The sequence below is a fragment of the Prolixibacter sp. DSM 2831 genome (genome assembly GCF_056493735.1).
On sequence record NZ_CM151379.1, the window covers coordinates 585,462 to 610,833 of the forward strand.

Annotated in this window: 17 protein-coding genes; 10 read left to right on the plus strand and 7 right to left on the minus strand. The window is 44.4% G+C overall.

Annotated elements, in window-relative coordinates; all coding sequences use genetic code 11:
* Positions 1–4: 4 nt before the first annotated feature.
* Positions 5–1,726, minus strand: coding sequence for a lysine--tRNA ligase (gene lysS, locus AC060N_RS02345; protein WP_479525716.1), 1,722 nt, complete (start codon positions 1,724–1,726; stop codon positions 5–7).
* A 315-nt stretch (positions 1,727–2,041) separates the two neighbouring features.
* On the opposite strand from lysS, the gene recJ reads away from it, so the two are divergent.
* Positions 2,042–3,778: a single-stranded-DNA-specific exonuclease RecJ gene (gene recJ, locus AC060N_RS02350; protein WP_479525717.1), complete on the plus strand. Its 1,737-nt coding sequence runs from the start codon at positions 2,042–2,044 to the stop codon at positions 3,776–3,778.
* A gap of 31 nt (positions 3,779–3,809) precedes the next feature.
* A complete protein-coding gene (locus AC060N_RS02355; protein ID WP_479525718.1) occupies positions 3,810–5,084 on the plus strand; it encodes a uracil-xanthine permease family protein in 1,275 nt (424 codons plus the stop codon).
* Positions 5,085–5,208: 124 nt separating this feature from the next.
* Here AC060N_RS02355 and AC060N_RS02360 read toward each other — a convergent pair whose 3' ends face one another.
* From AC060N_RS02360 to AC060N_RS02375, 4 genes are all read right to left on the minus strand, one after another.
* Positions 5,209–5,664 carry a hypothetical protein gene (locus AC060N_RS02360; protein WP_479525719.1) on the minus strand — a complete coding sequence of 152 codons (456 nt, stop codon included), beginning with the start codon at positions 5,662–5,664 and terminating at the stop codon, positions 5,209–5,211.
* A gap of 245 nt (positions 5,665–5,909) precedes the next feature.
* On the minus strand, positions 5,910–6,416 hold the full coding sequence (locus AC060N_RS02365) for a shikimate kinase (RefSeq protein WP_463234538.1): 507 nt from the start codon (positions 6,414–6,416) through the stop codon (positions 5,910–5,912).
* Between the two features lie 22 nt (positions 6,417–6,438).
* Positions 6,439–9,078 (minus strand): DNA gyrase/topoisomerase IV subunit A, encoded by a 2,640-nt coding sequence (locus AC060N_RS02370; protein WP_479525720.1) that lies wholly within the window; start codon positions 9,076–9,078, stop codon positions 6,439–6,441.
* A 51-nt stretch (positions 9,079–9,129) separates the two neighbouring features.
* Positions 9,130–10,974 (minus strand): DNA topoisomerase IV subunit B, encoded by a 1,845-nt coding sequence (locus AC060N_RS02375; RefSeq protein WP_479525721.1) that lies wholly within the window; start codon positions 10,972–10,974, stop codon positions 9,130–9,132.
* Between the two features lie 327 nt (positions 10,975–11,301).
* Between AC060N_RS02375 and AC060N_RS02380 the strand changes: the two genes are divergently transcribed.
* The 3 genes from AC060N_RS02380 (at position 11,302) to AC060N_RS02390 (ending at position 13,724) form a co-directional block, all read left to right on the plus strand.
* Positions 11,302–11,628 carry a TfoX/Sxy family protein gene (locus AC060N_RS02380; RefSeq protein ID WP_479525722.1) on the plus strand — a complete coding sequence of 109 codons (327 nt, stop codon included), beginning with the start codon at positions 11,302–11,304 and terminating at the stop codon, positions 11,626–11,628.
* 32 nt (positions 11,629–11,660) lie between these two features.
* Positions 11,661–12,599 carry a DUF2806 domain-containing protein gene (locus AC060N_RS02385; RefSeq protein WP_479525723.1) on the plus strand — a complete coding sequence of 313 codons (939 nt, stop codon included), beginning with the start codon at positions 11,661–11,663 and terminating at the stop codon, positions 12,597–12,599.
* Between the two features lie 243 nt (positions 12,600–12,842).
* Positions 12,843–13,724 (plus strand): metallophosphoesterase, encoded by an 882-nt coding sequence (locus AC060N_RS02390; RefSeq protein WP_479525724.1) that lies wholly within the window; start codon positions 12,843–12,845, stop codon positions 13,722–13,724.
* Positions 13,725–14,134: 410 nt separating this feature from the next.
* Here the strand turns inward: AC060N_RS02390 and AC060N_RS02395 are convergent, their stop codons facing one another.
* Entirely contained in the window at positions 14,135–15,478 is a 1,344-nt protein-coding gene (locus AC060N_RS02395; RefSeq protein WP_479525725.1) for a fibronectin type III domain-containing protein, read from the minus strand.
* A gap of 41 nt (positions 15,479–15,519) precedes the next feature.
* Positions 15,520–16,353, minus strand: coding sequence for a hypothetical protein (locus AC060N_RS02400; protein ID WP_479525726.1), 834 nt, complete (start codon positions 16,351–16,353; stop codon positions 15,520–15,522).
* 403 nt (positions 16,354–16,756) lie between these two features.
* Between AC060N_RS02400 and AC060N_RS02405 the strand changes: the two genes are divergently transcribed.
* From AC060N_RS02405 to AC060N_RS02425, 5 genes are all read left to right on the plus strand, one after another.
* Complete coding sequence (locus AC060N_RS02405) at positions 16,757–18,691, plus strand: helix-turn-helix domain-containing protein (RefSeq protein ID WP_479525727.1); 1,935 nt, start codon at positions 16,757–16,759, stop codon at positions 18,689–18,691.
* A gap of 637 nt (positions 18,692–19,328) precedes the next feature.
* The gene (locus AC060N_RS02410; protein ID WP_479525728.1) at positions 19,329–22,607 is read left to right on the plus strand and encodes a WD40/YVTN/BNR-like repeat-containing protein; all 3,279 of its coding nucleotides are present in this window, start codon (positions 19,329–19,331) and stop codon (positions 22,605–22,607) included.
* A gap of 305 nt (positions 22,608–22,912) precedes the next feature.
* On the plus strand, positions 22,913–23,131 hold the full coding sequence (locus tag AC060N_RS02415) for a hypothetical protein (protein WP_479525729.1): 219 nt from the start codon (positions 22,913–22,915) through the stop codon (positions 23,129–23,131).
* 469 nt (positions 23,132–23,600) lie between these two features.
* The gene (locus AC060N_RS02420; RefSeq protein WP_479525730.1) at positions 23,601–24,485 is read left to right on the plus strand and encodes a hypothetical protein; all 885 of its coding nucleotides are present in this window, start codon (positions 23,601–23,603) and stop codon (positions 24,483–24,485) included.
* A gap of 521 nt (positions 24,486–25,006) precedes the next feature.
* Positions 25,007–25,366, plus strand: a complete 360-nt coding sequence (locus AC060N_RS02425) for a helix-turn-helix domain-containing protein (RefSeq protein WP_479525731.1) — start codon at positions 25,007–25,009, stop codon at positions 25,364–25,366.
* The last annotated feature ends 6 nt before the right edge of the window (positions 25,367–25,372 follow it).

Consider the following 25,372-nt stretch of genomic DNA (forward strand, 5'->3'; position numbering starts at 1 on the left):
AAGTCTAGTTTACCCACTGCTTGACCTCATCCGCCGACGGATTGGTCAAACCCAGTTTGTTTTTCTTATTATACCCGCAGAGGTCGTTGAACAACTTACCGGGTTTAATCTCTTTGAGTTGCTCTACCTTGGTGATACCCATTTTGCGAATGACACCAACCCATTCATTCGGGATGCCCAACTCTTCGAATTCTCCGTCACTGTCGGCTTCTGCTTTCTTCTCCGGTTTCATTTGCGGGAAGAGCAGCACATCCTGGATGGAAAGATTGTCGGTCATCAACATGGTGAGGCGGTCGATACCGATACCCATTCCCGAAGTAGGAGGCATGGCATATTCGAGTGAGCGCACAAAGTCCATATCGATGTACATGGCTTCGTCATCTCCTTTTTCCGAAAGTTGCAGCTGTTCCTGGAAACGTTCCAGCTGGTCGATCGGATCGTTCAGCTCGGAATAAGCGTTACACAATTCTTTCCCGTTCACCATGAGCTCGAAACGCTCGGTCAAATCGGGATTGTCGCGGTGCTTTTTACACAACGGCGACATCTCTTTCGGATAATCGATAATGAAGGTCGGCTGAATGTAGTTACCTTCGCACTTCTCGCCGAAAATCTCGTCGATGAGCTTGCCTTTTCCCATGGTCGGGTCCACCTCGATATCGAGATCCTTACAAACTCCGCGAAGTTGTTCTTCATCCATACCGGAAATATCGATGCCGGTGTGCTCCTTGATGGCATCGTACATGGTAACCCGTTTGAACGGGCGTTTGAAATCAATTTCTTTGTCGCCGAGCTGAACTTTGGTCGTGCCGTGCAATGCCAAAGCCACACGCTCAATCATTTCCTCGGTGAAGTCCATCATCCAGTGGTAGTCTTTGTAAGCCACGTAGATTTCCATCACCGTGAATTCGGGGTTGTGTGTGCGGTCCATTCCTTCGTTACGGAAGTCTTTGGCAAACTCGTACACACCGTCGAAACCACCGACGATCAGTCTTTTCAGATAAAGCTCGTTGGCAATACGCAGATAAAGCGGAATGTTCAGCGCATTGTGGTGCGTGATGAACGGACGGGCAGCTGCTCCACCCGGAATGGGTTGCAGAATCGGGGTTTCCACCTCGAGGTAGCCACGTTCGTTAAACAGCTCGCGCATGGTGTTGATAATCTTCGTGCGGTTCACGAAAACATCCTTCACCTGCGGATTCACAATCAGGTCGACATATCGTTGACGATAACGTTGTTCGGGATCGGTGAAAGCGTCGAAAACTTTTCCGTCTTTTTCTTTCACCACCGGCAGCGGGCGAATGGATTTGCTCAACACGGTGAGCTCCTTCACATGAATGGATATTTCGCCCATTTGGGTGACAAACACGAAGCCTTTCACTCCGATGATGTCGCCGATATCGAGTAATTTCTTGAATACTTCGTTGTAAAGGGTCTTGTCTTCACCCGGACAGATTTCGTCGCGGTTGACATATATCTGGATGCGTCCGGTGCTATCCTGTAATCCGGCAAACGAGGCTTTACCCATGATTCGCCGACTCATGATGCGACCGGCAAAAGTGACGTCCTGAAAGTTTCCTTTTTCGGAATCGAACTGCTCCTTTATCTCTTTCGCGGTAGCATTTACGTTGTACATTTCGGCAGGGTAGGGATTGATGCCCAGTTCCCGTAACCGATTCAGCGAATTACGGCGGATAATTTCCTGTTCACTCAGCTCTATGTTACTCATTTTTAAACGTTATCCAGTTCTACGTTCGAGAAAATTACCTGCAAAGATAACAAAGAAATCTTATTTGTGTTTCGATGTTTGGTTGACAAAGCATTTTATAACCAAAGGATTATCTTTCTGTGGTCCTGAAAAAAGAGGCAATGGTCAGAGTGACGGGGAAATAGCCATACGGTGCCGGCGACTTTATTTTCTCCTTAATGTTTTGTTAACAAAACTTGATGAATGTTAGATTTTTGTTTTTGCTCCGTCCCGGCATTTTGTATCTTTGGAAGATTTATAAATAAAGCAGAAAAGCGAGTTAGGAGACCATAGGGTATGCAGAAAATCTGGAATTTGAAACAGCCGGCCGACATGAATGAGGTGAAGCACTTATCGGCAGCCTTGAATGTTGATATGGCGATTGCAAACCTACTGGTTCAGCGTGACATCAAAACCTATCAGGATGCGCGCTCTTTTTTTCGTCCCCGGTTAACCGATTTACACGACCCGTTTTTGATGAAAGACATGGACAAGGCGGTGAAACGCCTGGTCGAGGCCATTCAAAGCGATGAAAAGGTGTTGGTGTACGGTGACTACGATGTGGATGGAACCACCTCCGTCGCGCTTATGTATTCCTTCCTCCAAAATAAACTGACGAATGTGGATTACTACATTCCCGATAGGTACATGGAGGGGTACGGAATATCGAAACAGGGAATTGAGTATGCGGCAAAGAATGATTATTCGCTCGTTGTTGTGCTCGATTGTGGTATTAAAGCGATTGACAAGATTGCCCAGGCGAAGGAGATGGGAGTCGAATTTATCATCTGCGATCACCATAATCCCGACGATGAAATTCCGGATGCTGTAGCGGTACTCGACCCGAAACAACCGGATTGTAACTATCCCTACAAAGAACTTTCCGGGTGTGGTGTCGGATTCAAATTTCTGCAAGCCTTTTGCCGCGATCAGGGGATTCCCGAAGATGTGATTTATGAACTGCTCGATTTGGTGGTGGTGAGTATCGCGTCGGACATTGTGCCGCTAACCGGCGAAAACCGCGTGTTGGCATACTATGGTCTGCGCAAATTGAATTCCAATCCTTCGGTCGGTCTGAAAACACTCATCAAATATGCAGGCATGCAAGGCGAGATTCGCGTGAACGACATTGTTTTCCGGATCGGCCCGCGACTGAATGCTTCGGGGCGTATTGAGCACGGAAAGAAATCGGTGGCTATACTGATGGCTCAGGACGAAGAGGAGGCGGAAGCACTGGGCTCGGAAATCAATTCTTACAACGAAATACGTAAAACACTCGACCAAAATATTACCCAGGAAGCGCTGGAGATGATTCAGCAAAATGATGGCTGGGAGAACCTAAATTCGACGGTACTTTATAATCGCGACTGGCATAAAGGGGTCGTGGGAATTGTCGCGTCGAGGTTGACTGAGCACTATTACCGTCCGACGGTTATTCTGACCGAGTCGAATGGAATGGCGACCGGCTCAGCACGTTCGGTAGGCGAATTCGATCTATATGAAGCCATCGGTGCCTGCTCCGATTTGCTGGAGTCGTACGGAGGGCACATGTATGCCGCCGGTATGTCGATGAAAATCGAAAATGTCCCGGAATTCCGTCGTCGCTTTGAAGAGATAGTGACCGAATCGGTAAAGAAGGTAAAACTGGTCCCGACGATTGACATTGATGCGAAGGTGAGTCTTTCGGATTTGAATCCGAAATTTCTTCGTGTACTGAACCAGTTCGAACCATTCGGTCCGCATAACATGATGCCGGTATTCCTTACAGAGGATGTAATGGATTACGGAACCAGCCGGTTGGTGGGACGGGGAAGCGAGCACATCAAACTCGATTTGATTGAGGCGAATCGTTCGTCTTCGGTTTTCTCGGGAATCGCCTTTTCACAGGCGCATCATTACGAGATGATCAAACAGGCGCTGCCGTTCGATATCTGCTATTCGGTTACCGAAAATGAATACAGGGGAAAGGTGTATATGCAGTTGAATGTGCGGGATATGCGCTCCCGATTGTCGGAAAATAATGACAACGCTTAATCATATATTCTAAACACAAAACACCTGATCAATGACTTCAAACAATTTGCACCAGCAATTAACTGGCTGGAAAAGGACTGTACTGGGGATTCAGTTTCTTTTTGTCGCTTTTGGTGCCACTGTACTGGTTCCGCTTCTCGTGGGAATTGACCCGGCTGTCGCGCTTTTTACTGCCGGTGTAGGTACCCTCATCTTTCATCTTATCACCCGGGGAGTCGTTCCGGTTTTTTTGGGTAGTAGCTTTGCTTTTATTGCACCGATTATTGCTTCGTCCGAAATGTACGGCTTGCCCGGTACACTTGGAGGATTGATGGCTGTCGGATTGGTTTACGCCGGTATGTCCGCGCTGATAAAACTGAGGGGAGTTCGCTTCATCGAGCGTCTGTTTCCTTCGGTAGTTGTCGGCCCGGTAATCATTGTTATCGGGCTTTCTCTTGCGCCAACGGCTATCAATATGATACAATCGCCAAGTGCTGAAATTCTGCAAACCACGTCTTTTGGCTTACGCTGGTTGGTCGCTGCAGTGGTCCTGGGAACGGCAATTCTGATTGTTACCTTTGGCAAGGGAATGATGAAACTGATTCCGATTTTTATTGGAATGGCAGTTGGTTATTTTCTCTCTGTTATGCTGGGGATTGTCGATTACTCCGCCGTACTGGCAGCCGATTGGTTTTCGTTGCCTGAATTTACCCGGCCTGAGTTTAGTTGGGGAGCTATATTGTTCATGATTCCGGTGGCCGTTGCACCTATCATCGAGCATGTGGGCGATATGTACGCCATTGGAGGAGTCGTAAACAAAAACTTCATCGAGAAACCCGGCTTGCACCGGACATTGCTGGGAGATGGTATCGCGACTTTCTTTGCCGGCGTCATGGGAGGGCCGCCCAACACGACTTACTCAGAGGTAACGGGTGCGGTTTCGTTAACCAAAGTGGGTGATCCTAAGGTGCTGCGTATTGCCGCTATTACCGCCATAGTTTTCTCACTTGTCGGTAAAATTTCCGGATTCCTGAAAACCATTCCTGAGCCGGTTTTGGGGGGCATCATGCTGCTCTTGTTCGGAATGATTGCATCAGTGGGTATTAAAACCTTAATCGATTCGAAAACCAACATGAACATTACCCGTAACCAGGTGATCGTTTCGGTCGTGCTTACATTGGGCGTGGGCGGTGCGACCCTGCAGTGGGGTAGCTTCTCGCTGGCCGGAATTGGCCTGGCATCTGTGGTAGGTGTTGTGCTGAATCTGATTTTGCCCGGACACTCACTTCGTGTTCAGGAGAGCAAAGAAGATGATATTGTTATATAAGCTTTCGCTGAAAGGCAAACAAATAAAAGGCTGCACCGTCGGTGCAGCCTTTCTTATGAAAAAACTTTGCGTAATGTAATTTAACTAAACCTAACTATGAATTATTTGCGTTGGAAATTTCTTGTTATTTCGCTCCCCAGTATTCGTTGGAAGTCATCCAGCTTTCGATAGCCAGCTTGTTATCTTTTTCCTGTTGTCCACCGGTCCAGTAGTTATCGGATGACATCCAGTTTTCCACGGTCAGCGGACTGTCTGAGAAATTGGCTTGCTCTTTTACGCCCCAGTAATTTTCACTGCTCATCCAGTCTTCTACCTCCAGCTGAGCGTCCTGCTCATTTACTCTCCAGTAGTTATCGTTGCTCATCCAGTCTTCTACTTTCAATTCGTCGTCGTTCAGTTCTTCGTTGATCAAGACCGCCATCTTTTCAACTGTTGTACTGTTCATTGCGTTTACGGGTGAAAGCATGGCTACAAAGCCAGAGATTCCCTGAGCGTTGGCGATGTTCATTACACTTACTGTCAGAACTATCATGAAGGTTATGATGACCTTTTTTGCTGAGTTGTTTGCTTGTGTTTTCATGACGTTATCTCCTATTCTTTAATGTTTTTGTTTTTTGTCCGTTTGACCAGCTTTAAACAGGAAATGTGCCAAAAAATGTATTTGTTTGTAATGCAGATAGTTGTGGTGTGATTCGTGTTTTTTGTGAAGAGGGGGAAGGTCAAAAAAATGAACGCTAAAGAACAACCTATGTTCGATTTCGTACATTAAAAAAGGCTGCCCCGTTTGAGGCAACCTTTTATTTTGGATTCTTGATGTCAAGCTTGTTATTCTTTCTCCAGGAGTCGAAGTACATCATCTACTTCCAGGTTGTGTTTGTCCCGGATAATGAGGGAGGCTTTTTCGTAAAATGGCGCTCTTTTTTGCAGGTTCTCGTCGATGAACCGGGTGAGCTCCTCCCTCGATTTTCCTTTAATCAACGGACGTTCATTTTTCGATTTCAGCAATCGTTCAACCAGAATTTCTGTCGGTGGAGCGATGTAGATCGTGGCACCTGTCCGGTTCATCAATTCCATGTTTTCGAAAAAGCAGGGAGCTCCACCACCAGTGGCTACCACCAGGTTTTCAAAATCGGCAATCTCCTCCAGAGCCTTTTTCTCACACAAACGAAAACCTTCTTCCCCTTCCTCGGCAAATATGGTGGGAATCGTCCGGAAGTTCCGCTCTTCAATGTATTTATCCAGATCGATAAAACAGAGATTCAGACGCTGAGCCAGTTTCCGGCCCATGGTCGATTTTCCGCATCCCATATATCCGATCAGGTAAATTTTCACAGGCAAACTCCGGTTTTCCGTATTATTTGTCGAATGATATATCTAATTGGTTTTCGTCGTCGTCATCGTCATCCGGCCGGTTGATTTCCATCGGAACATCATCGTCATCTTCCGCTTCGTGTTCATCCTCATCCTTGATGACCGGTTCAATTTCTTTGATATTCGATATAGTGAAATTGGTCAGACGTTTTCCTTTTGCCTTGAACGATTTCACGCCGATGAATTCAGCTACTTCGATGATTTCGTCATCCCGTTCTTTGCTGTCGCCGCCAAATTTTAGTTCCAGCCGTGGGTACGTAACCCAGGTGATACTGACCAGCTTATTTTCCGGGTTATCGCCAATAAAGCGGCATTGCTTGTTGCTGCTGTCATCGATTTCAAACCGTTTCACATAGTAGTAATTCTGGTCGGCGTCCCAATAAACTACCGAGGCTACCTTACCTTCGTGGTATTTTTCGATGGACAGAATATTGTTCTCGAAGTGATTGGTTAAATCGTAGGAGTAGAGCTGGAAATAACCCTCTTTGGAAATCACCAGAATCTTGTCCTCTCCGCTGAATTCGCCCAGGTATTTTCCACGTCCGTCAGCATTCAGTCGAAGCACATCGCTATCGAACCAGATTTTTCTTCCGCCCAGCGTTGAGGTACCTTTTTCCTTCAGGCTGACCTTATGAATGTCGTGCTTGGTGACGAGGTTACCCATGGCGCTCCGCCCTTTGATAGCCAGTTCGCCCATGTCGATTTCCAGCGTCAGCTTCTTCAAACGGGGCCTTGGCTTGAGCATTACTTTCAATACCTCCGCTTCGCCGTTTGGATTGGCGCTGAAATACAGGATTCGGGTGCCGGTCGTTCCTTTGGTCATGTTGTATTCTTTGTCGCGGGTCACCCCGGTAACGAAGAAACGTTTCATGTAGGTGTTGCCGGCCCGGCCATCGCGGTATACCAGGTTGTAAATGGTCCGTTTGTCGTTTTTCTTGAAAACGGCCAGGTGCAGGATATCTTTCCCGATGAATGCTTTTTCCGAAACACGGGTGATGTAATAGCTACCGTCGCGGCGGAAGATAATGACATCATCGAGGTCGGAGCAGTCGCAAACATATTCCGCCTTTTTCAAGCCGGTTCCCAGAAAGCCTTCTTCGCGGTCGATGTACAGTTTCTCATTGGCAACAACCACCTTCGAGGCTTCGATATTTTCGAAGCTGCGGATTTCGGTCCGGCGCTCCCGTCCTTTTCCGTACTTGGTCTTCAGTCGCTTGAACCAGTCGACGGTGTAATCGACGATGTGTTCGATGTTGTCAACTACCTTGGCAATTTCTTCTTCGATGGAAAGCAGGTGATCGTTGGCCTTGTCGGAATTGAATTTCAGAATCCGGGCCATGCGGATTTCCATCAGCTTGAGGATATCGTCGCGGGTAATGTCCCGTTTGAGCTTCGGCTTCCACGGATCCAACCGTTTATCGATGTGCTTCACAGCTATGTCCATCGACGAAGCTTGCTCGAACTCTTTGTCCTTGTATATTCGTTCTTCGATGAAAATCTTTTCCAGCGAGGCAAAATGCCACTGCTCTTCCAGCTCACTCTTCTTTATTTCCAGTTCCCGTTTCAGCAACTCGAGGGTTGAGTTGGCCGAACGTTGCAGAATGTCGGTAACGGTCAGGAATTCCGGCTTGTCATCGTGAATGATGCAGGCATTCGGCGAGATGGAAATCTCACAATCGGTAAAGGCATAGAGGGCATCGATGGTTTTATCGGAACTGATTCCGGAAGCCAGATGGACGAGAATTTCCACGCGGTCGGCGGTGTTGTCGTCAATTTTCTTGATTTTAATCTTGCCCTTGTCGTTGGCTTTGATGATCGATTCGATGACCGATGTGGTCGTTTTCCCGTAAGGAATTTCGGTAATCACCAGGGTCCGGCTATCCTGTTTCTCAATCTTCGCCCGAATCCGGACAGCACCTCCGCGCAAGCCATCGTTGTAACGCGAAGTGTCCATGTAACCGCCCGATGGGAAATCAGGATACAGTTCAAACTCCTTGCCGCGCAGATAAGCGATGGAAGCATCGAGCAGTTCCACAAAGTTGTGGGGTAATATTTTCGAGGCGAGCCCCACGGCAATTCCTTCTACGCCCTGTGCCAGCAGCAAAGGGAATTTCACCGGAAGGGTAACGGGTTCGCGGTTACGACCGTCGTATGACAGTTGCCAGTTGGTGGTTTTGGGATTGAAAAGTACCTCGAGGGCGAATTTCGACAGGCGCGCCTCGATGTAACGCGGGGCAGCGGCACCGTCGCCCGTGAGCGTGTTTCCCCAGTTTCCCTGGGTGTCAATCAACAAATCCTTTTGTCCCAGCTGTACCAGTGCATCACCAATCGATGCATCACCGTGCGGGTGGTACATCATGGTTTGCCCGATGATGTTTGCTACCTTGTTGTAACGTCCGTCATCCATCTGGCGCATGGCGTGCAAAATACGGCGCTGTACGGGTTTCAGCCCGTCGTCGACGTACGGCACAGCCCTTTCCAAAATCACATACGAAGCATAGTCGAGGAACCAGTTTTCGTACATCCCCGACAAATACTTGACATGGTGCATATCTTTTTTGGAATCTTTTGCGCTGTCATCTTCCGGCTCACCGGTTGGCAACTTATCTTCCTCTATACTCATCTATGGTCTAAATCGTTTAGGGTTGAATTAATTGTCCGTTTTGCTTCTACGTTAAACTTCTACTTCTATCTCGTCCTTTTCAACATAGAGGTTGTCGATGATGAACTCCTGTCGTTCGGGCGTGTTTTTCCCCATGTAGAAAGAAAGCATGTCGGAAATCGATTCGTGTTTGTTTAGTATCACCGGTTCAAGGCGAATGTCGTCGCCGATAAAGTTCTTGAACTCATCCGGCGAAATCTCACCTAAACCTTTGAAGCGGGTGATTTCCGCTGTATTTTTTAGCTTCTTAATGGCGGCTTCTCTTTCCTGGTCCGAGTAACAATAATACGTAACTTTTTTATTCCGTACCCGGAAAAGGGGTGTTTGCAGAATATACAAGTGCCCTTTCTTAATCAACTCCGGGAAGAATTGCAGGAAGAAGGTGATCAGCAACAGCCGGATGTGCATTCCGTCCACGTCGGCATCTGTTGCGATGATGACCTTGTTGTAACGCAGTTCATCAATTCCCTCTTCAATGTTCAGTGCTGCCTGCAGCAGGTTGAACTCCTCGTTTTCGTATACCACTTTTTTGGTTAACCCGAATGAGTTGAGGGGTTTTCCGCGTAAGCTGAAGACCGCCTGCGTATTCACATCGCGCGATTTGGTGATGGAGCCACTGGCCGAATCACCCTCGGTGATGAAGATGCTGGTATCGTTCTTTTGCTCACTGTTGGAGTTGTAATGAACGCGGCAGTCGCGCAGTTTTTTGTTGTGCAGGCTCGCTTTCTTTGCCCGTTGCTTGGCCAGCTTTTTCACGCCCGAGATGGCTTTCCGCTCCCGTTCCGATTCCTGGATGCGGCGAAGTAATACCTCAGCCGTCTCCGAATTTTTATGGAGGTAGTTGTCCAGCTCTTTTTGTACGAAATTAATGATGAAGTTCCGCACCGAAGGTCCGTTCGGGCCAATGTCTTTTGACCCCAGTTTGGTTTTCGTTTGCGATTCGAAAACCGGTTCCTCTACCTTAATACTGATGGCCGCCACAATGGAGGCGCGTATATCGGAGGCGTCAAAATCTTTCTTGTAAAAATCACGGACGGTCTTCACGATGGATTCCCGGAAGGCAGCCAGGTGCGTTCCGCCCTGCGTGGTATGCTGTCCGTTAACAAACGAGTAATAATCTTCTCCGTACTGGTTTCCGTGGGTGATCGCCAGTTCAATATCTTCATCCTTCAGGTGGATGATGGGATAAAGCGATGGCTGGTCGAGGTTCTCTTCCAACAGGTCGAGCAAACCGTTCTTCGAAAGGTATTTCTCACCGTTGAAGTTAATGGTCAGGCCGGCGTTCAGGAAAACGTAGTTCTTGAGCATGCTCACCACGAAGTCTTCAATGAAATGGAATTCCTTAAAGATGTCTCCGTCCGGCACAAAGCTCGTTAGTGTACCGTTGGGCTCGTCGGTCGAAGCGATATCAATCTCTTCCACTAACTCTCCCTTTTCAAAAATAACCTGTTTTCCTTTTCCGTCACGGAAAGCGCTGATGGTAAAGTTGGTCGCCAGCGCGTTTACTGCCTTGATACCGACTCCATTCAATCCGACCGATTTCTTGAATACTTTGGAGTCGTACTTGGCACCAGTGTTCATTTTGGAAGCTACTTCCACCAGTTTTCCCAACGGAATCCCGCGTCCGAAGTCTCGCACGGAAACGAGCTCGTCGCTCACTTCCACGTCGATTTTCTTTCCAAAACCCATCATGAACTCATCGATGGAGTTATCGATGACTTCCTTCAAAAGCACATAAATCCCGTCATCGGGAGATGAGCCGTCGCCCAGCTTCCCGATATACATCCCTGGTCGTTTGCGGATGTGCTCTTTCCAGTCCAGTGTGCGGATGGAATCTTCTGAATACGTTGGTGTCATTTTCGATCGATTTTGGACAAATATAACGAAATTAAGGAGCGATTAAGAAACTCCGATTCGCTTGAAATAAACAATCTGCGGTTAATAAACGGTTTATATCCGCCTTTTTTCACGATGATTTCAAACAGATATTCAGCCCGATAGGAATCGATTGGCAGGACTGTTAATATTATGTTTTAAGAGGATTCTTCTCCGGTTCGCAGGTGTGCGGTATCGGTAGGGTCAGGACATGTCCTGACCGGCTATGTTTTAATTAACGATAAAAAGCACTAATTTCAGTGGCCGGAAGGCAGGAAAAGAGAAGTGAACACCTAACAATTCAACATCATGGCATCCAAACAGGAATTTGTCGACTTCGTCATCGACCAGATTGAAAAGGCCGGAGAAATAACGGCCCGGAAAATGTTTGGCGAATATGGCATTTACGCCGATGGAAAATTCTTCGGCGTAATTTGTGATAATAAGCTATTCATCAAACCGACCAGCGCGGGACGCGAATTTATTGGCAATGTGGTGGAAGCCCCTCCATACGAGGGTGCAAAGCCAAGTTTTCTGATTGAAGACAAACTTGAGGACGGGGAATGGTTGAGTGAATTGGTCCGAGTCACGGTAAAGGAATTACCAATGCCTAAACCAAAAAAGAAGAAGAAATGACAACCATAGTTGATATACTCAATTAAATCAAGATGGCAGAGATTAATATTATTAAAGTAAATGGAAAACCATTGGAGAAGCTAATTGACGTAATTAGCCGAGGGATTGGTAAATTATACAGACCGACCGAAATACGAAAGGAAGCTGACGCAAAGGCTTATGAGATATCTGTGATTGAGAAGGCAAAGGCTGAAGCACTTGCTGAAACTAAAGAGATCGAGTTCAATGCTCAGTCAAGAATACAAGAAAGAATAAACTTTCGAGAAGCAAAAAGGCTGAAAAACCTTGATAACATAAACTTTATAGCTGCGGAACAACTAAAACGAGAAAGTGCTGTATCTGAAGAGCCTGTTGACGAAGATTGGATTAATCGATTTTTTAATATAGCGGAGGATGTTTCTAATGATGAAATGCAAACTCTTTGGGGCAGAATACTTGCTGGAGAAGTAAAACAGCCGAAATCTTATTCCATTCGAACCCTTGAGATTCTCAAAAATCTAACAAAGAGTGAAGCAGAAATATTTATTAAATTTGGGCAAATTGCATTACAAGGTGGTGGTAATTATTTCGTGTTTGACCCAGATAATGGCGAATTTCTTGGACAAGAATTTGGAATAAAATTTACTGATAAATTACTGTTGGTAGAGGCTGGGCTAATTGTGTCGGAAAATAATCTTGAATTCAGTTTTTCACCTGTAAAGTTTAGTGATACAAAAAATGCCATAATTTACGGGCAAAAAGGTATTTTCTTTGATAGAAAAGTTGGGGCTCCAAAACAGGGAATTAAAGTTATTATTTTCTCAAGATCGGGAGTTGAATTAATCAAATTATTGCAGCCGTTCTATAGTGATAATTACATTGAGAAAATCTGCAGTTCATTTAAACATGACCTAGTGAATATTAAATATGGAGACGTTTTTCCAATAGGACATGGGCAATATACAATGTTCAATGAAAAGGAATATAAATAACAAATAGTCATGGAGAGTGTGAATGGGAGTCATCGTACAACCCCGAATTATGTTCTTATCCGTTTGCTGAGGAGCAATACAATGCGGCAGACAACTCCGAATCGTATTTTTTGAAGATTTTATTGGATTTTAACACTTTAACTTGCCGGAAACATCTATTTTCGCAGGCAGATTTTGCGTCGTACGGTGTTCAGGAAGAGAGAAAAAGCGCGTACCGCAATGGAATAAAATGAGAAGAGGAGAATGCTGGGTTCGGTTTTGTTATACCAAATGAGCTTTTTTGCAGCCGCTATTCCGGTGGCTTCCGTTCTGTACGGAGTAACCAGGGGAAAATTCAAGTACCGGGTTATGCACGAAAAAATTCGGTTTAAAAATCTTCCGGAATCGTTTCGCGGATTGAAGATTGTTCAGATATCGGATATGCATCTGGGGAGTTTCCGCCGGAAATACGAGCAAATTGCCAAAGCGGTGGAGATGATTAACGAGCAGGAGCCCGATCTGATTTTCTTTACCGGCGATTTGGTTAACAACTTTGCCGAAGAAACCGATGGCTGGGCGCCGGTATTGTCCAAAATGAAAGCCAGGTACGGTAAATATTCCGTTCTGGGAAACCACGATTACGGCGACTACTCCGAATGGGAAACACCCGCAGCCAAAGAGAAGAACCTGAACGCCATTAAGAATTTCCATAAGAAAATTGGTTTTCGGCTATTGCTGAACGAATCGGAAACGCTGACCATTAATGACGACGAAATAGCGTTGGTTGGTGTCGAAAACTGGGGCAAACCTCCGTTCCCCCAGCATGGCGATTTGAACAAGGCGCTGGCGAACGTTGCTCCGGAACAGTTTAAAATGCTGTTGAGCCATGACCCGTCACACTGGGACGAAGAGGTGCTGACCGGCACCGATATCGACATGACTTTTGCGGGACATACCCACGGAATGCAGTTTGGAATCGAGCGGGCCGGCATCAAATGGAGTCCCATACAATACAAGTACCCGCGCTGGGGCGGACTGTATCGCCACAATAAGCAATACCTATATGTCAACCGCGGATTTGGCTACCACGGCTTCCCTGGCCGTATCGGCATGCCCCCCGAAATTACCGTGATAGAGCTGGAGTAAACTCAAATCCCCTTTCCGGCAATAATTCCCCATTTGCAGCATTCGAACAGCCCGGGCGCACCACTGAAATTGGATTTAATTGCTACCTCCACGATATAAATTGGGATTCGTCGGTGGGTTGATGATCGAAGAGAGCATGGCTTTAGCCTAATTCTGCATGACGCTCTATCGTTGGAACTGTGCACTGGTGTCCTTTTAAGGAATCATTCGGTGAAAACCGGAATGCTGTTCAGACTTCGAACATGTCTTCTCCGATTTGGGAAAAGAGAGCTCTGTTTCGATTATACTTGTTAGGCTTCTGTTTCTGTCTTAAATGAAAAGGCAGCCCGATAAAAAACCGGAACTGCCCCTCTTCTAAAAATGCATGATTTGTTTTTGAATAAAACTTCTTAAATCATGAAAAAGAAGTTCTATAACCAAATATCGACTACGTCGCTAAATGTTTTATTACCCGTCGAGGAGACCGCAGCTACCTGGTAGTATACTCGCACGTTTTGTCCTCTGTCAGGATCATCCATGGAAGTGCTGGTGGTTTCCCCAACTTTTGTTTTATAAGACATATCCTTGCTTGTCGAAACATATACGATATAAGAGTCCGCATCCTTGGCATTGTCCCAGGAGATAGTCGGAGTAGACCCGTTTAATGTTACCGATACGTTTCCAGGCTTGCCGGGAATGATATCATTTGAGGCAGGTGTTTCAAATTTCACCTCCTGAACAATCGTTTTGCCCAGTACATCACCCGCTTTGTTTTTGGCTATCACCTGGAGATAATAAGTCTGTCCTTCCTGGAAATCCATGTTACTACTCCAGGCAGTCATATCAACGATTTGGTTATTCTGCCAGTTGGGATAAGTACTGTTATCAGAAGCTGCCAGCTTCGGGGTACCATCAGACGTGTCAGAACAATACAATTCAAGAATTAAATCGCCGGAGTCAGTCCATTGACTCTTGTCAGAAAACAAGTCGGATGCTGCAATCACAACGCTCATTGACAAGCCGCCGCCATATTGTTCGTTATAACCATAGTGGTCAATGCTAATGGCAGCCGTTTCCTTAGCGGTTGAAAAAGTGACCGAAACCTCCTGCGTGGAAAAGACCGTCTTGTCGCCATTGGTATTGTAGGCGTAAAAGTAAAGGGTATAGTCGGTGCCGGGAGTTAAGTTGTCTATCTCAACGCTATTCTCTCCTTCTGAAACACTGTCGATGGAAAGAAGCGGGGTCGAGGACTCTGTTCTGGCTTCCAAATAGATATTCAGGCCGCTGCAGGAGCCACTGTAGGAAAACGTTAAGGTGGCACTGATTTTATCGGCCTGAGTTACACTCACATTGGAGGGGGCATTCGGGGCTTCCAGCGGTGTTTCAGTTACGGTATAAGTCGTTTCTCCTTTTGCAATAAGAACATTTGCGTCTGCATCGGAATAGGCTTTTACCTCTATTTGCGACTGATCAGAAACATTGGTGAGCGTTGCACTCATGGTACTGGTTCCGATATCCGGAATGTCCGAAACAGCTACGCCATCCACAAATACCTGGTAGCGACTGGCACCATCGTATGCGTCCCATTGCAGGAGTACGGTACCGTTCGTTTCTGTATAATTCAGGTTGGTCAGGCTTCCAACCGGTGGTACATCATTGTTATCGTTTTTACTACAACCAAACACCAAAAGGGTCAGAAGCAGGATACTTAATTGCTTGATTTTATTCACGATTTGATAGTTTTTTCGTTTTTCAATATTTATTACTCTTTTCATACACATCTTTCTATGAGTCAGCTTATCATATAGCAATGGAACTATTGATTTTTTGACTTCTGATCATAGACCCAGAAAAATTCGGGAGTGTATTTGAATTTCCGTTTAAACGATTTTGGATAGCAGGCCATAAAATCGGGGTTGTCACTGAAGAGGTCTACAAACGCTTTATTCCGGAACGCTCCAAAGAGGAAGGCAATGCCTCCTGGTTGCTTAATCAGCAAACTTTGGGGGTGACCTTCTTTCACGACCCGGAACGATTTATAATAGTTGCCTGTGTCGCCTCCGCCAAAAAGCAGGGAAAACGGATTCAATCCGCGTCCAAACGATGTGGTTTTTTGCCCCAGGTCAACATAGACTTTGTACTTACTGTCGAACCCGTTATTGACCAGCACCATTAACCTGGAGTTTTGTTTCCCTTTTCTCGATATGGAGGTGACTACTCTTTCCAGGATAAGCGGTTTATAGTATTTCTCTTTGTTGAAAGAGTCGAACTGGGGAATGTTAAAAGGCAAATTTTTGTTCTTCATCTGGGAGGCACTTTTTCCTACAATACTGATACCCACATGAATAGCGACATCCTTATCCACAAATTTCATATCGGGATAAAAGACCACGCGCTGTACATCCTTTTCCTTAATCTGATGAAGTTGGCCATCATCTCCATGCCATTGCCATCGATCCATTTTTACGGTCAAGCCCTGCTGAAATTCTCCTTTTATGGATTTGCCGGAAACCAATGTGATGGTGCCCTTACCCGGAGTCGGGAAATTATCAAACCCTTGCCGGAAAGCGACACATTCTACGGTCGGTTTTTGTGCCCACGCCATCGAGACGGAGCAAACTAATAAAATCAAAAGCTTAATTTTTTTCATGATACGCATTTTTAAAATTTCATGATTTTGAAGTTTTATTTGTCAAAAACAGAATTGGAATCTGATGCCGGCAATCATGATTTCAATCGATTTTCGAGCGACAAATATATTTGGAAAAGTGCCTGTATTCCGCACTCTGCTTAGGTTTTAAAGTTTTCGGAATGGTTTTTTAAGTTTTGGGAACGATGAGAAAACAAAATACGTTCATTTGACCATTTGGGGATTTTCTTAATTTTGTTGGCTCGCGAAAAAAGTCCGGTAAAAATGGAGGTCGGAGGATTTTTTATATCTGTCGCTAATCAATCCATACAGCCTTTTCATACTGAATTTTAGGAACGAAATTGAATAGCTGAAAACCTGTGGGTGACAGTGTATTTTATTAATCCGGAAACTTATCAGCTTAATGAACAGACGTTTATTACTTGTAGTGGTGTTTATGGCAGCCGGGATAACCCTCTTCTCCTGTCAGCAAAAAAATGATTCAGACGCCGCAATTGAAAAAATCTTCCAACAGGCTAAAAACAATCACAGAACATCGCGCGACTCGATAGGATATTTTCTTGATGAGTCCTTAAAGTACGATACCCTTCAATTATCTGATTTATCGAAAGCCCGAATTCTTTATCTGAAAGGCTTGTGGGATGAGATCCGCCTGAACTATGACAGTGCCTCGGCAGCATTCACGCGTGGCGCGGCTCTGCTTCCCGACAATTCCTTCAAAGCCGCTACGCTCCTTCGTGCAGCCGACGACGGGGCCCGGGCCTCTGACTACGACAGCTACCGGACTCTCCTGAACAAGGCCCGGAAACTGGTGAAAAAACGGAAAGGTCCGGTGAATAAGGCTGCCTTCCGGAGTGTGCAGGGTGACTATGAACTTGAAATTAATGATTACCGGAAGGCAATTGTATATTATACGATTGCCGACAGTATATTGAAATCAAACCACATCGTCAGAACCCGCGACTATTATCAAAACCGGATTAGCTACGCCTACCGGAGAAGTGGTAAATACTCACCTGCCTTTGAACACATGCTCAAAAGCATTGAATTATCCGAACAAATACATAATAAATACCGCCTGACTTCCAGTTATATCGATATCAGCAGAATGTACCGCGATGCTCAGCGATTCGGTGAAGCGGTGAAATGGGAAGAAAAGCATCTATCCCTGGCCCGGGAAATCAAAGACTCCAGCCAAATCAGGGTGGGACTGGAAAATATGGGCATCATCCATGCCGAAAAGAAAGAGTGGGATACGGCCGAGACATATTTTGCCCGTTCACTGCAAATGGCTTACGATATGCATGATCCGGTATCCATCGGGACTGCCCTGATTAATATGGGAAATTTCCTTAACCGGAAAGGCGATGTAGAAAAAGCCCTCGTGTATTATAAGAAAGGTTATGAGTACGTCAAAAAGCACGATAATCAACCGGTTTCCATCATGGGAATTTTATACCACCTGGGAGATGCTAACCTGGCCAAAAGACACTTTTCCTTAAGCGAAAAATATCTGAAGAAGGCCCTCGCCCTGGCCGATTCACTGCATCTGTCCGGTTGGGCCGTTACCGCGAACCTACGTTTGAATGATTTGTATAAAACCACTAAAGATTACCCTAAATATGTGCATAGTCTCCAGCACTATATCAAAGTCAAAGATAAATGGGAGGCGGATAAACAGAATGCCCGGTTTAACAAACTGAGCCTTCAATACGAAAAGAAACAGCAAGATGCTACCATTGCTCTTCAGACCGCTGAGCTGAAAAACCGCCGGCAATTGTTAATCATCCTGGGAATTGCTCTGTTGCTGATTGTCTCGGTTGTTACGGCTATCCTGATCAATAAAAAAACCAAGGAACGTGCCATCAGAACCATCTACCGGCAACAGCTGCTGGCGCACGACCAACAAAAAGTGATTAGCAGCTTGTTGAAGAAAACTGTTCCCCTGGCCCCGGAAAAACCGGAAAATAAAATGCTGACTACCCTGCTTTACCTGCTGGATAAACAGCATATTTATCAAAATGCCGATCTGTCACTCGAAATCCTGGCCCAGGAATTGGGCACCAATGTTACCTATGTGTCACAACTCATCAACCGGGAATTTAATTGCAATTTCAAAACACTCATTAACCGGTATCGTATCAATTACAGTAAAACGGAAATCAAAGAAAACCCCGGAAACCTGGCCATGAAAAATATTGGCCTGAAATCCGGTTTCAAATCTCAGTCGACATTCTATGCCGCCTTTAAAAATGAGGTGGGAATGACGCCGATGCAATTTGCTAAAGTGGCTCAACTGGAGAAAAAACCAAAAGAAAGTCCCAAAAAATCGGCCTGAGCGAAGAAAAGGACAGGCACCTTCACCTTCTTGCGGCTGGCCATTCAAAGAACACCTGAAACGTTCCCGGCAGCGACTAAATTCGTATAAAGCCGTCAACCTCATATCACACTCCAACCTCACTCCTCTCCTTAATACGGGGAGAGGCTGGGAGTGGGGTTCCAAACCGTAAGTTTTGATTGCAAGAGGCTGATTTTATTGGCATCACCCTTTCCCTTTTATCCATCTTTTTTGTGTGTCTCCAAATGATACAATCCCCCACTGCCATAGATTGTTGAAGATGGCAAGCGAAGAAATATCACACTCCAACCTGACACCTCTCCTCAATGCGGGGAGAGGACGGGAGTTGGGCTCTAACCCCCAACTTTTGATGAACGATAAAAAAGGCTGAACACACTTTGCTTCACGTTCTGAAAGGGAGAGGCCGTAGAAGACCGTTTCTGTAGTTGGGACGACTATCTTTATAAATAGTCACAAGTAATATAACCTTAAATCATTTTCGTATATATTAGCGTTTAATTGATGAGTTGGTTGTACTTGATCAAAACTTTTGTTCTATTTACATCACCGACGGGAATATCAAAGACGTTTTCTACAGGCAGTTTTTTGATATCGCCTTTACCCAAAAATACTTCACATGAAAAGAATTAAAATTTCCCTTCTTATTGCATCCATTTTGCTTATTTCCGGAAATCTCCCGGCTAAAAATGTAAAAACAGATTCAAACCAGGACTCCCTTAAAAATCTTTCGTTAAGCGGACTATCCTTCAGAAGTATCGGGCCGGCCATAACAGGAGGCCGTGTGGTAGCCATCGCTGTAAATCCTTTCAATCATAGCGAATATTTTGTGGGTTCCGGTCATGGGTCATTGTGGAAAACCACCAATAACGGGATAACCTTCACCCCGGTATTCGATCATGAAAAATCATATGCAATCGGGGCTGTAACCATTGATCCGACTAACCCTAACACGATATGGGTTGGAACCGGTGAAAATAACAATCAGAATAATGTTATTTACGGCGATGGAGTTTATAAAAGTGAAGATGGCGGACAAAGCTGGAAAAACATGGGGCTTAAAAATTCCTATCACATCGGAGGAATTGTTGTTGACCCGAAAGATCCGAATATCGTCTATGTCGCTGCTTACGGATCATTGAGGAAAGCGAATGATGAGCGGGGAATATTCAAAACGACGGACGGCGGAAAAACCTGGAAGAAGGTTTTGTTTATCAGTAAATATACGGGCTGCTATGAGATTCACATGGACCCAAGGCATAACAATATTCTGTATGCCGTGGCACACCAGAGAATGAGAAAGCTATTTACCGGGGTCTCCGGCGGACCGGAAAGCGGAATCTACCGAAGTACCGACAGCGGAAAAACCTGGAGGAAAATGACTGAGGGGCTTCCAACGGAGGATGTCGGAAGAATCGGAATTGCTATTTCTCCCGTAAATCCGGATATCTTGTTTGCCATTGTTGAAGCCAAAAAAGGTGGAGGTGTATATCGAAGTACCGACCGCGGAATTAGTTGGGAAAAACGAAGTAGTTATGTTTCTTCTTATCCGTTCTATTTCCAGAAAATTTACTGCGATACCAAAAATGTCGATCGGGTCTATAGCATGGATGTATTTATGAAGGTAAGCATCGATGGAGGCAAAACATGGAAAAATTTAGGCGAAGATAAAAAGCACGTTGATAATCATGTGTTGTGGATTGATCCGTCTAACAACAAACATCTGATTGACGGATGCGACGGTGGTGTTTACGAAACGTATGACGAGGGGAAAAACTGGGATTTCAAATCGAATATCCCAATCGCTGAAATTTATAAAGTAACAACCGATAACGCAAAGCCATTTTACAATGTCTATGCAGGCTCGCAGGACAACAACAGCTTTGGAGGTCCTTCCAGAACAATCAATTCCAGCGGCATTACCAACCGCGATTGGTTTTTTACAACCAGCGGTGATGGTTTTCAATCGCAGGTGGACTGGAAAGATCCGAACATCGTTTACGCAGAATCGCAAAATGGCGGTCTGGTTCGATATGATAAAAAAACGGGTGAACAATTATTCATTAAACCGTACGACTTTGCTGATACGGCCTATCGGTTCGACTGGAATGCGGCCTTATTGATTTCCAAATTCGATCATAAACGATTGTATTTTGGGGCCAATAAATTATTCCGCACCAACGATATGGGAAGCACCTGGGATGTGATCAGTCCGGATCTGACCCGCGGTGTGCCGAATGAAATGCAAAACCTGATGGGGCGAAGCTGGAGTGTTGACGAACTGGTCAGGAAGGGCTCCATGGGGCAAATCAGTGCAATTGGCGAGTCACCAATCGACGAGAATCTGATATTCACGGGTTCCGGTGACGGATTGATTTATTATACAACCGATGGAGGGAAAAACTGGCATAAATCTTCAACGCCCGGATTGCCGAAATATGCCAGAATATCTCAAATAATTGGGTCACACTTCGACAAAAATGTGGCTTACGCTGCCTGCGAGAATTTTCTTGATGGTGATTTCAAACCTTACCTTTTCAAAACGACGGATGGAGGAAAATCGTGGTTCCTGTTCAACGGAAATCTACCGGAAAAGGGAAGCACTTACACCATTGCAGAGGATGATAAAGACAAAAATCTTCTTTTTGTCGGAACGCAATTTGGCGTCTTCTTTACAAATGACGGCGGACATGAATGGGTTCAATTGAAAAACGGAATTCCTACCGAGTGTGTCAAGAGCCTTGTTTTACAACGAAGAGAACACGATCTGGTGGTATCAACATTTGGTCGCGGAATTTACATTCTTGATAATTATACCCCGTTGCGAAAGTTAAGTCCTGAAACACTGAAAAAAGAAGCTTACATTTTCCCGATTAAAGATGCAAAAATGTTTGTTCCGGCAAATCCGCTTGGATTCAAAGGCGTAGGGTTTCAGGGAGCAAGCTTTTATAACGCACCCAATCCGCCTGTTGGAGCTGTGTTTACTTATTATTTGAAAGATGACATCAAATCACTGAAAGAGAAACGAAGAGACGAAGAGAAAGCAAAGCAGAAGAAAAACGAAGAAGTGAAATTTCCAACCTACGACAGGTTGCATGAAGAAAAAGAAGAACCAACAGCCTATTTGCTTTTTACCATCACCGATGAAAATGGAAACGTCATCCGGAAAATTAAGACGTCACCCCAAAAGGGAGTGAATCGGATTACCTGGAATTTCAGGTATAATCCGTTTACACCTGTTTCAATAAAGCCGGTTGATACTTCTGTACCATGGTATACACCTGATGTAGGCTATATGGTGGTCCCCGGAAAATACAAAGTCTCGCTTTCAAAATTTGTCGATGGAGAGTTTACGCAATTGGTACCACCGCAGGATTTTGTCTGTGAACCGCTAAATACGACCACGCTTACTGCTGATGAAAGACTTGCTCTTGATCAATTCAATAAAAAAGTGGCTTCATTGACCCGGGCAATTTCCGGAGCAGATGCCTACCGAAAATCACTCGTTAATAAAATTGCCTATCTCGAAAAGGCAGTGATTGATGGAGCGAATGTTCCTGACAGCATTTACAACTCCATTTTATCCATTAAAAAGGAGCTCGATGAGTTGAACGAAGAACTGAACGGAGATCTATTGAAAGCCGATTACGAAGGAGCATCACCCACTTCGGTAAAAGAAAGAGTCGATTTAATTACCGGCTCATTGTGGACGACAACGGCAGCTCCAACCACAACATTTAAGCAATCATATGATGCTGCTGCCAGCAAATTTGGTGACTTATTGACGAAGCTAAAATCTATCGATAGTGAAATAAAATCGGTTGAATCAAAACTGGAAAAGTATGGTGCCCCATACACGCCGGGGAGATTCCCTGAATGGAACGAAGGCAGCAAGTAAAGACTAATGTAGGATACAATTTGTACCCCACTGCTATAAATTGCTGAAGATCGCAAGCGAAGAAATACAACGCTCCGGCCTAACTCCTCTCCCCAAATTGGGGAGAGGCCGGGAGTGGGGCTCAAAATCCCCAACTTTTGATTAACGATAAAAAACGCTAATTTCAATGGCGTGAAGCTTTCACATGAACAGACTTCGAAAACAGAAACCATTAATACTTACTTCCGGATGCTGATAAGGAAAATAAGAAGAATGTGCATATGCACTAGTTGTAGCCAATTTAAACAACAAAAACAGCAGACGTTATGAATAAGAAAATCATTATTTACAGAGTGAAACTTGACTTTGGAGCAGATAATAATCCCTTTTATTACGAAGAGGAGGCCATTGTTGAGACTATCAAACTCAAATATTCTAACAGTGATCCAGTCATTTTGAGAGACAGAACAATAATTAATGGTGATTATTTGTATTTATTTTTTGAATTAAAACAGAAAAGCTCAGTTAAAGTCTATTCTGTATAAGAGACACACTTTTGTAAGCAAAGTTCTTTGAGACAATTGAAAATATTTGAAAGGCGAAATCACCAAACGATTGAGGTAAATGTGCCATAGCCGAGTTTGTTAGCCTTTTAATCCCAACAACAATGGGAATCCATAATGCGATGTGATTATCGTATTGGATTAAAATCGCGAAATGGCACTATAATCCTTAAAAACTTATTCTATATGTTTTTAATGGAGATTTTCATCTGGCTCCTCCTCAAAAGGATTGAGAGTTTGAAAATTAAACTTGGCTCATGGTTTAGCTTTGAGATCACGTTTAATAAGTAGAAAATTAATCCGGCTCTGGAGGAGTCGGATTTTTTGCATTACCAATATTAAAAACTTTACTAAGACAAATAAAAACTGGCCATAACAATTTGCAAATTGCATTACTGGGGCGGTGGTGTGCGTTCTAGTCAATGTTGAAGCAGAAGATAATTAATCTGTTATGAAAAAAGACTTTGAAAGCGATTTAATATTTGAAATAAAGAATATCTCAGACAAGATTGGTATTAAAGTCAATTCATCAGACGGACTTGATAAAATTTTAAGAGATTACCTAACTGTAAGATTTAAACTCATTGAAGCAAAGCAAAGAGAAATTAGGTTTAATCCTAACCTTCTGAAAAATTTAGTAAATCATCCACAAAAGAATGTAATCGAACATATTAGAGACGTTGCCCAAAAAGGCGGAAATCTAAATATTTTTCAAAGTAAACGATTATTACAGTCAGGTTTTCATGACCATTTAATGAGTGAGTGGAATATTTTTCACTTTCACTTGTCAATGAAGTTAGATAAGAAATCAAAGTTTGTCAAACAAGTTGATTCTCTAATGTTTGCTTATATCGACGATAAACAAGTAATTTTCCTCGGGACGGATAAACATAGAGAAGGCATTTTTGCTGATACCAAATGGATAACGGTTTTGCATGACTATTTTCCCGAAGTGATTGAGAAATATAGGGACAATGGAATTAATGAAATTAGCCCACAAATAACCTCTGAAGAAAGACAAACTCTCTGGAACAAAGGTTATACTATTGGAATGACAAAAATTAGTGACGTTGTATATCATAATCCCGGGATTGGCAGAGCAACGAGTGGACATAGTATGTCTGTTGTTCAATCGACTAACAATATCTTAAGATGGATTTATAAAGTTAACAAGCAAATTGACGACTCTACTAATGAATTATGTGAATATTTAAACATAAATTCTGAAAGGGCAATTTTCAAAATCAGAATCAGAGATACGCTGGAATTAATTGAATTAACCTCAAATGTAAAGATTCTAAACTATCCTCAAATTTTGGTTGAGAAAGAAAAATAAATTGAACACTGGCTATAACACGTGTTATAAGGCATAGCTGGTTTTGGCTATTCGGCAGTGTAGAATCTCGTGCCAGCTCTAGTTGCGGTCGGACATACAGACCCTCGTCTGACCGCAACGACTTCATACCACCACCGTTCCCCCTTGCTCATATCTCCTCTTTCACATTCTCAAATACCATCCCTGCCAGGAAATCCACTATCCAATCCCGGCAATCAAGAAAACACGACAAACTTTGCTATAAAGAGAGTAAATGAATTAATAAAACAAGATTATTGAATAATAAACACCAGAAAAATAATATCTTATACGAAGATAGTTAGGAGAAAAACGATGGGAGTAAAAAAGAGAACTACTCGTAATATAGTATGCACATGTAGCAATCGGATAAGCACGAAGAAAAATATAATATCCACGGTAAGCAGAGTTGTGAGAACGAATAGTAGAACAGAAAGAGGTGTTATATTTTTCAAATAAGGAGTAAATCGCCTACCTTGTATAGGTTATTCAAAACCAAACCCATGCTTATCTACAACTTCGAACGAATTTTTAAGGCAAGAGGCATTGCCCGGCCGTTCACTTACCTGAAAAATGCGGGCTTCTCCGATAATTTTGCCACGCGGGTTAAAAAGAACAAGGTGGCCCGGCTCAACCTTCGCGAAATCGAACGGCTCTGTGTGCTCCTGCGCTGCACACCCAACGATTTTTATGAGTGGACGCCCGACAAAAACACGCAGGTCGATTCGGAGCATCCGCTCAACAAAATAAAGCGCTCCGATAAAGTTGTCGACCTCACCCGGATGCTTAATTCCATCCCGCTCGAACAACTCGACGAGGTGGAGCAACTGATAAAAGAGAAAATAGAGAAAGGCGAGGCGTAGTCGTCG

Excerpts from the sequence above, each read along its gene's own strand:
- lysS (WP_479525716.1), bottom strand. The coding sequence starts at position 1,726 with ATGAGTAACATAGAGCTGAGTGAACAGGAAATTATCCGCCGTAATTCG.
- recJ (WP_479525717.1), top strand. The coding sequence starts at position 2,042 with ATGCAGAAAATCTGGAATTTGAAACAGCCGGCCGACATGAATGAGGTG.
- AC060N_RS02355 (WP_479525718.1), top strand. The coding sequence starts at position 3,810 with ATGACTTCAAACAATTTGCACCAGCAATTAACTGGCTGGAAAAGGACT.
- AC060N_RS02360 (WP_479525719.1), bottom strand. The coding sequence starts at position 5,664 with ATGAAAACACAAGCAAACAACTCAGCAAAAAAGGTCATCATAACCTTC.
- AC060N_RS02370 (WP_479525720.1), bottom strand. The coding sequence starts at position 9,078 with ATGAGTATAGAGGAAGATAAGTTGCCAACCGGTGAGCCGGAAGATGAC.
- AC060N_RS02375 (WP_479525721.1), bottom strand. The coding sequence starts at position 10,974 with ATGACACCAACGTATTCAGAAGATTCCATCCGCACACTGGACTGGAAA.
- AC060N_RS02380 (WP_479525722.1), top strand. The coding sequence starts at position 11,302 with ATGGCATCCAAACAGGAATTTGTCGACTTCGTCATCGACCAGATTGAA.
- AC060N_RS02385 (WP_479525723.1), top strand. The coding sequence starts at position 11,661 with ATGGCAGAGATTAATATTATTAAAGTAAATGGAAAACCATTGGAGAAG.
- AC060N_RS02390 (WP_479525724.1), top strand. The coding sequence starts at position 12,843 with ATGCTGGGTTCGGTTTTGTTATACCAAATGAGCTTTTTTGCAGCCGCT.
- AC060N_RS02395 (WP_479525725.1), bottom strand. The coding sequence starts at position 15,478 with ATGAAAAGAGTAATAAATATTGAAAAACGAAAAAACTATCAAATCGTG.
- AC060N_RS02400 (WP_479525726.1), bottom strand. The coding sequence starts at position 16,353 with ATGAAAAAAATTAAGCTTTTGATTTTATTAGTTTGCTCCGTCTCGATG.
- AC060N_RS02405 (WP_479525727.1), top strand. The coding sequence starts at position 16,757 with ATGAACAGACGTTTATTACTTGTAGTGGTGTTTATGGCAGCCGGGATA.
- AC060N_RS02410 (WP_479525728.1), top strand. The coding sequence starts at position 19,329 with ATGAAAAGAATTAAAATTTCCCTTCTTATTGCATCCATTTTGCTTATT.
- AC060N_RS02415 (WP_479525729.1), top strand. The coding sequence starts at position 22,913 with ATGAATAAGAAAATCATTATTTACAGAGTGAAACTTGACTTTGGAGCA.
- AC060N_RS02420 (WP_479525730.1), top strand. The coding sequence starts at position 23,601 with ATGAAAAAAGACTTTGAAAGCGATTTAATATTTGAAATAAAGAATATC.
- AC060N_RS02425 (WP_479525731.1), top strand. The coding sequence starts at position 25,007 with ATGCTTATCTACAACTTCGAACGAATTTTTAAGGCAAGAGGCATTGCC.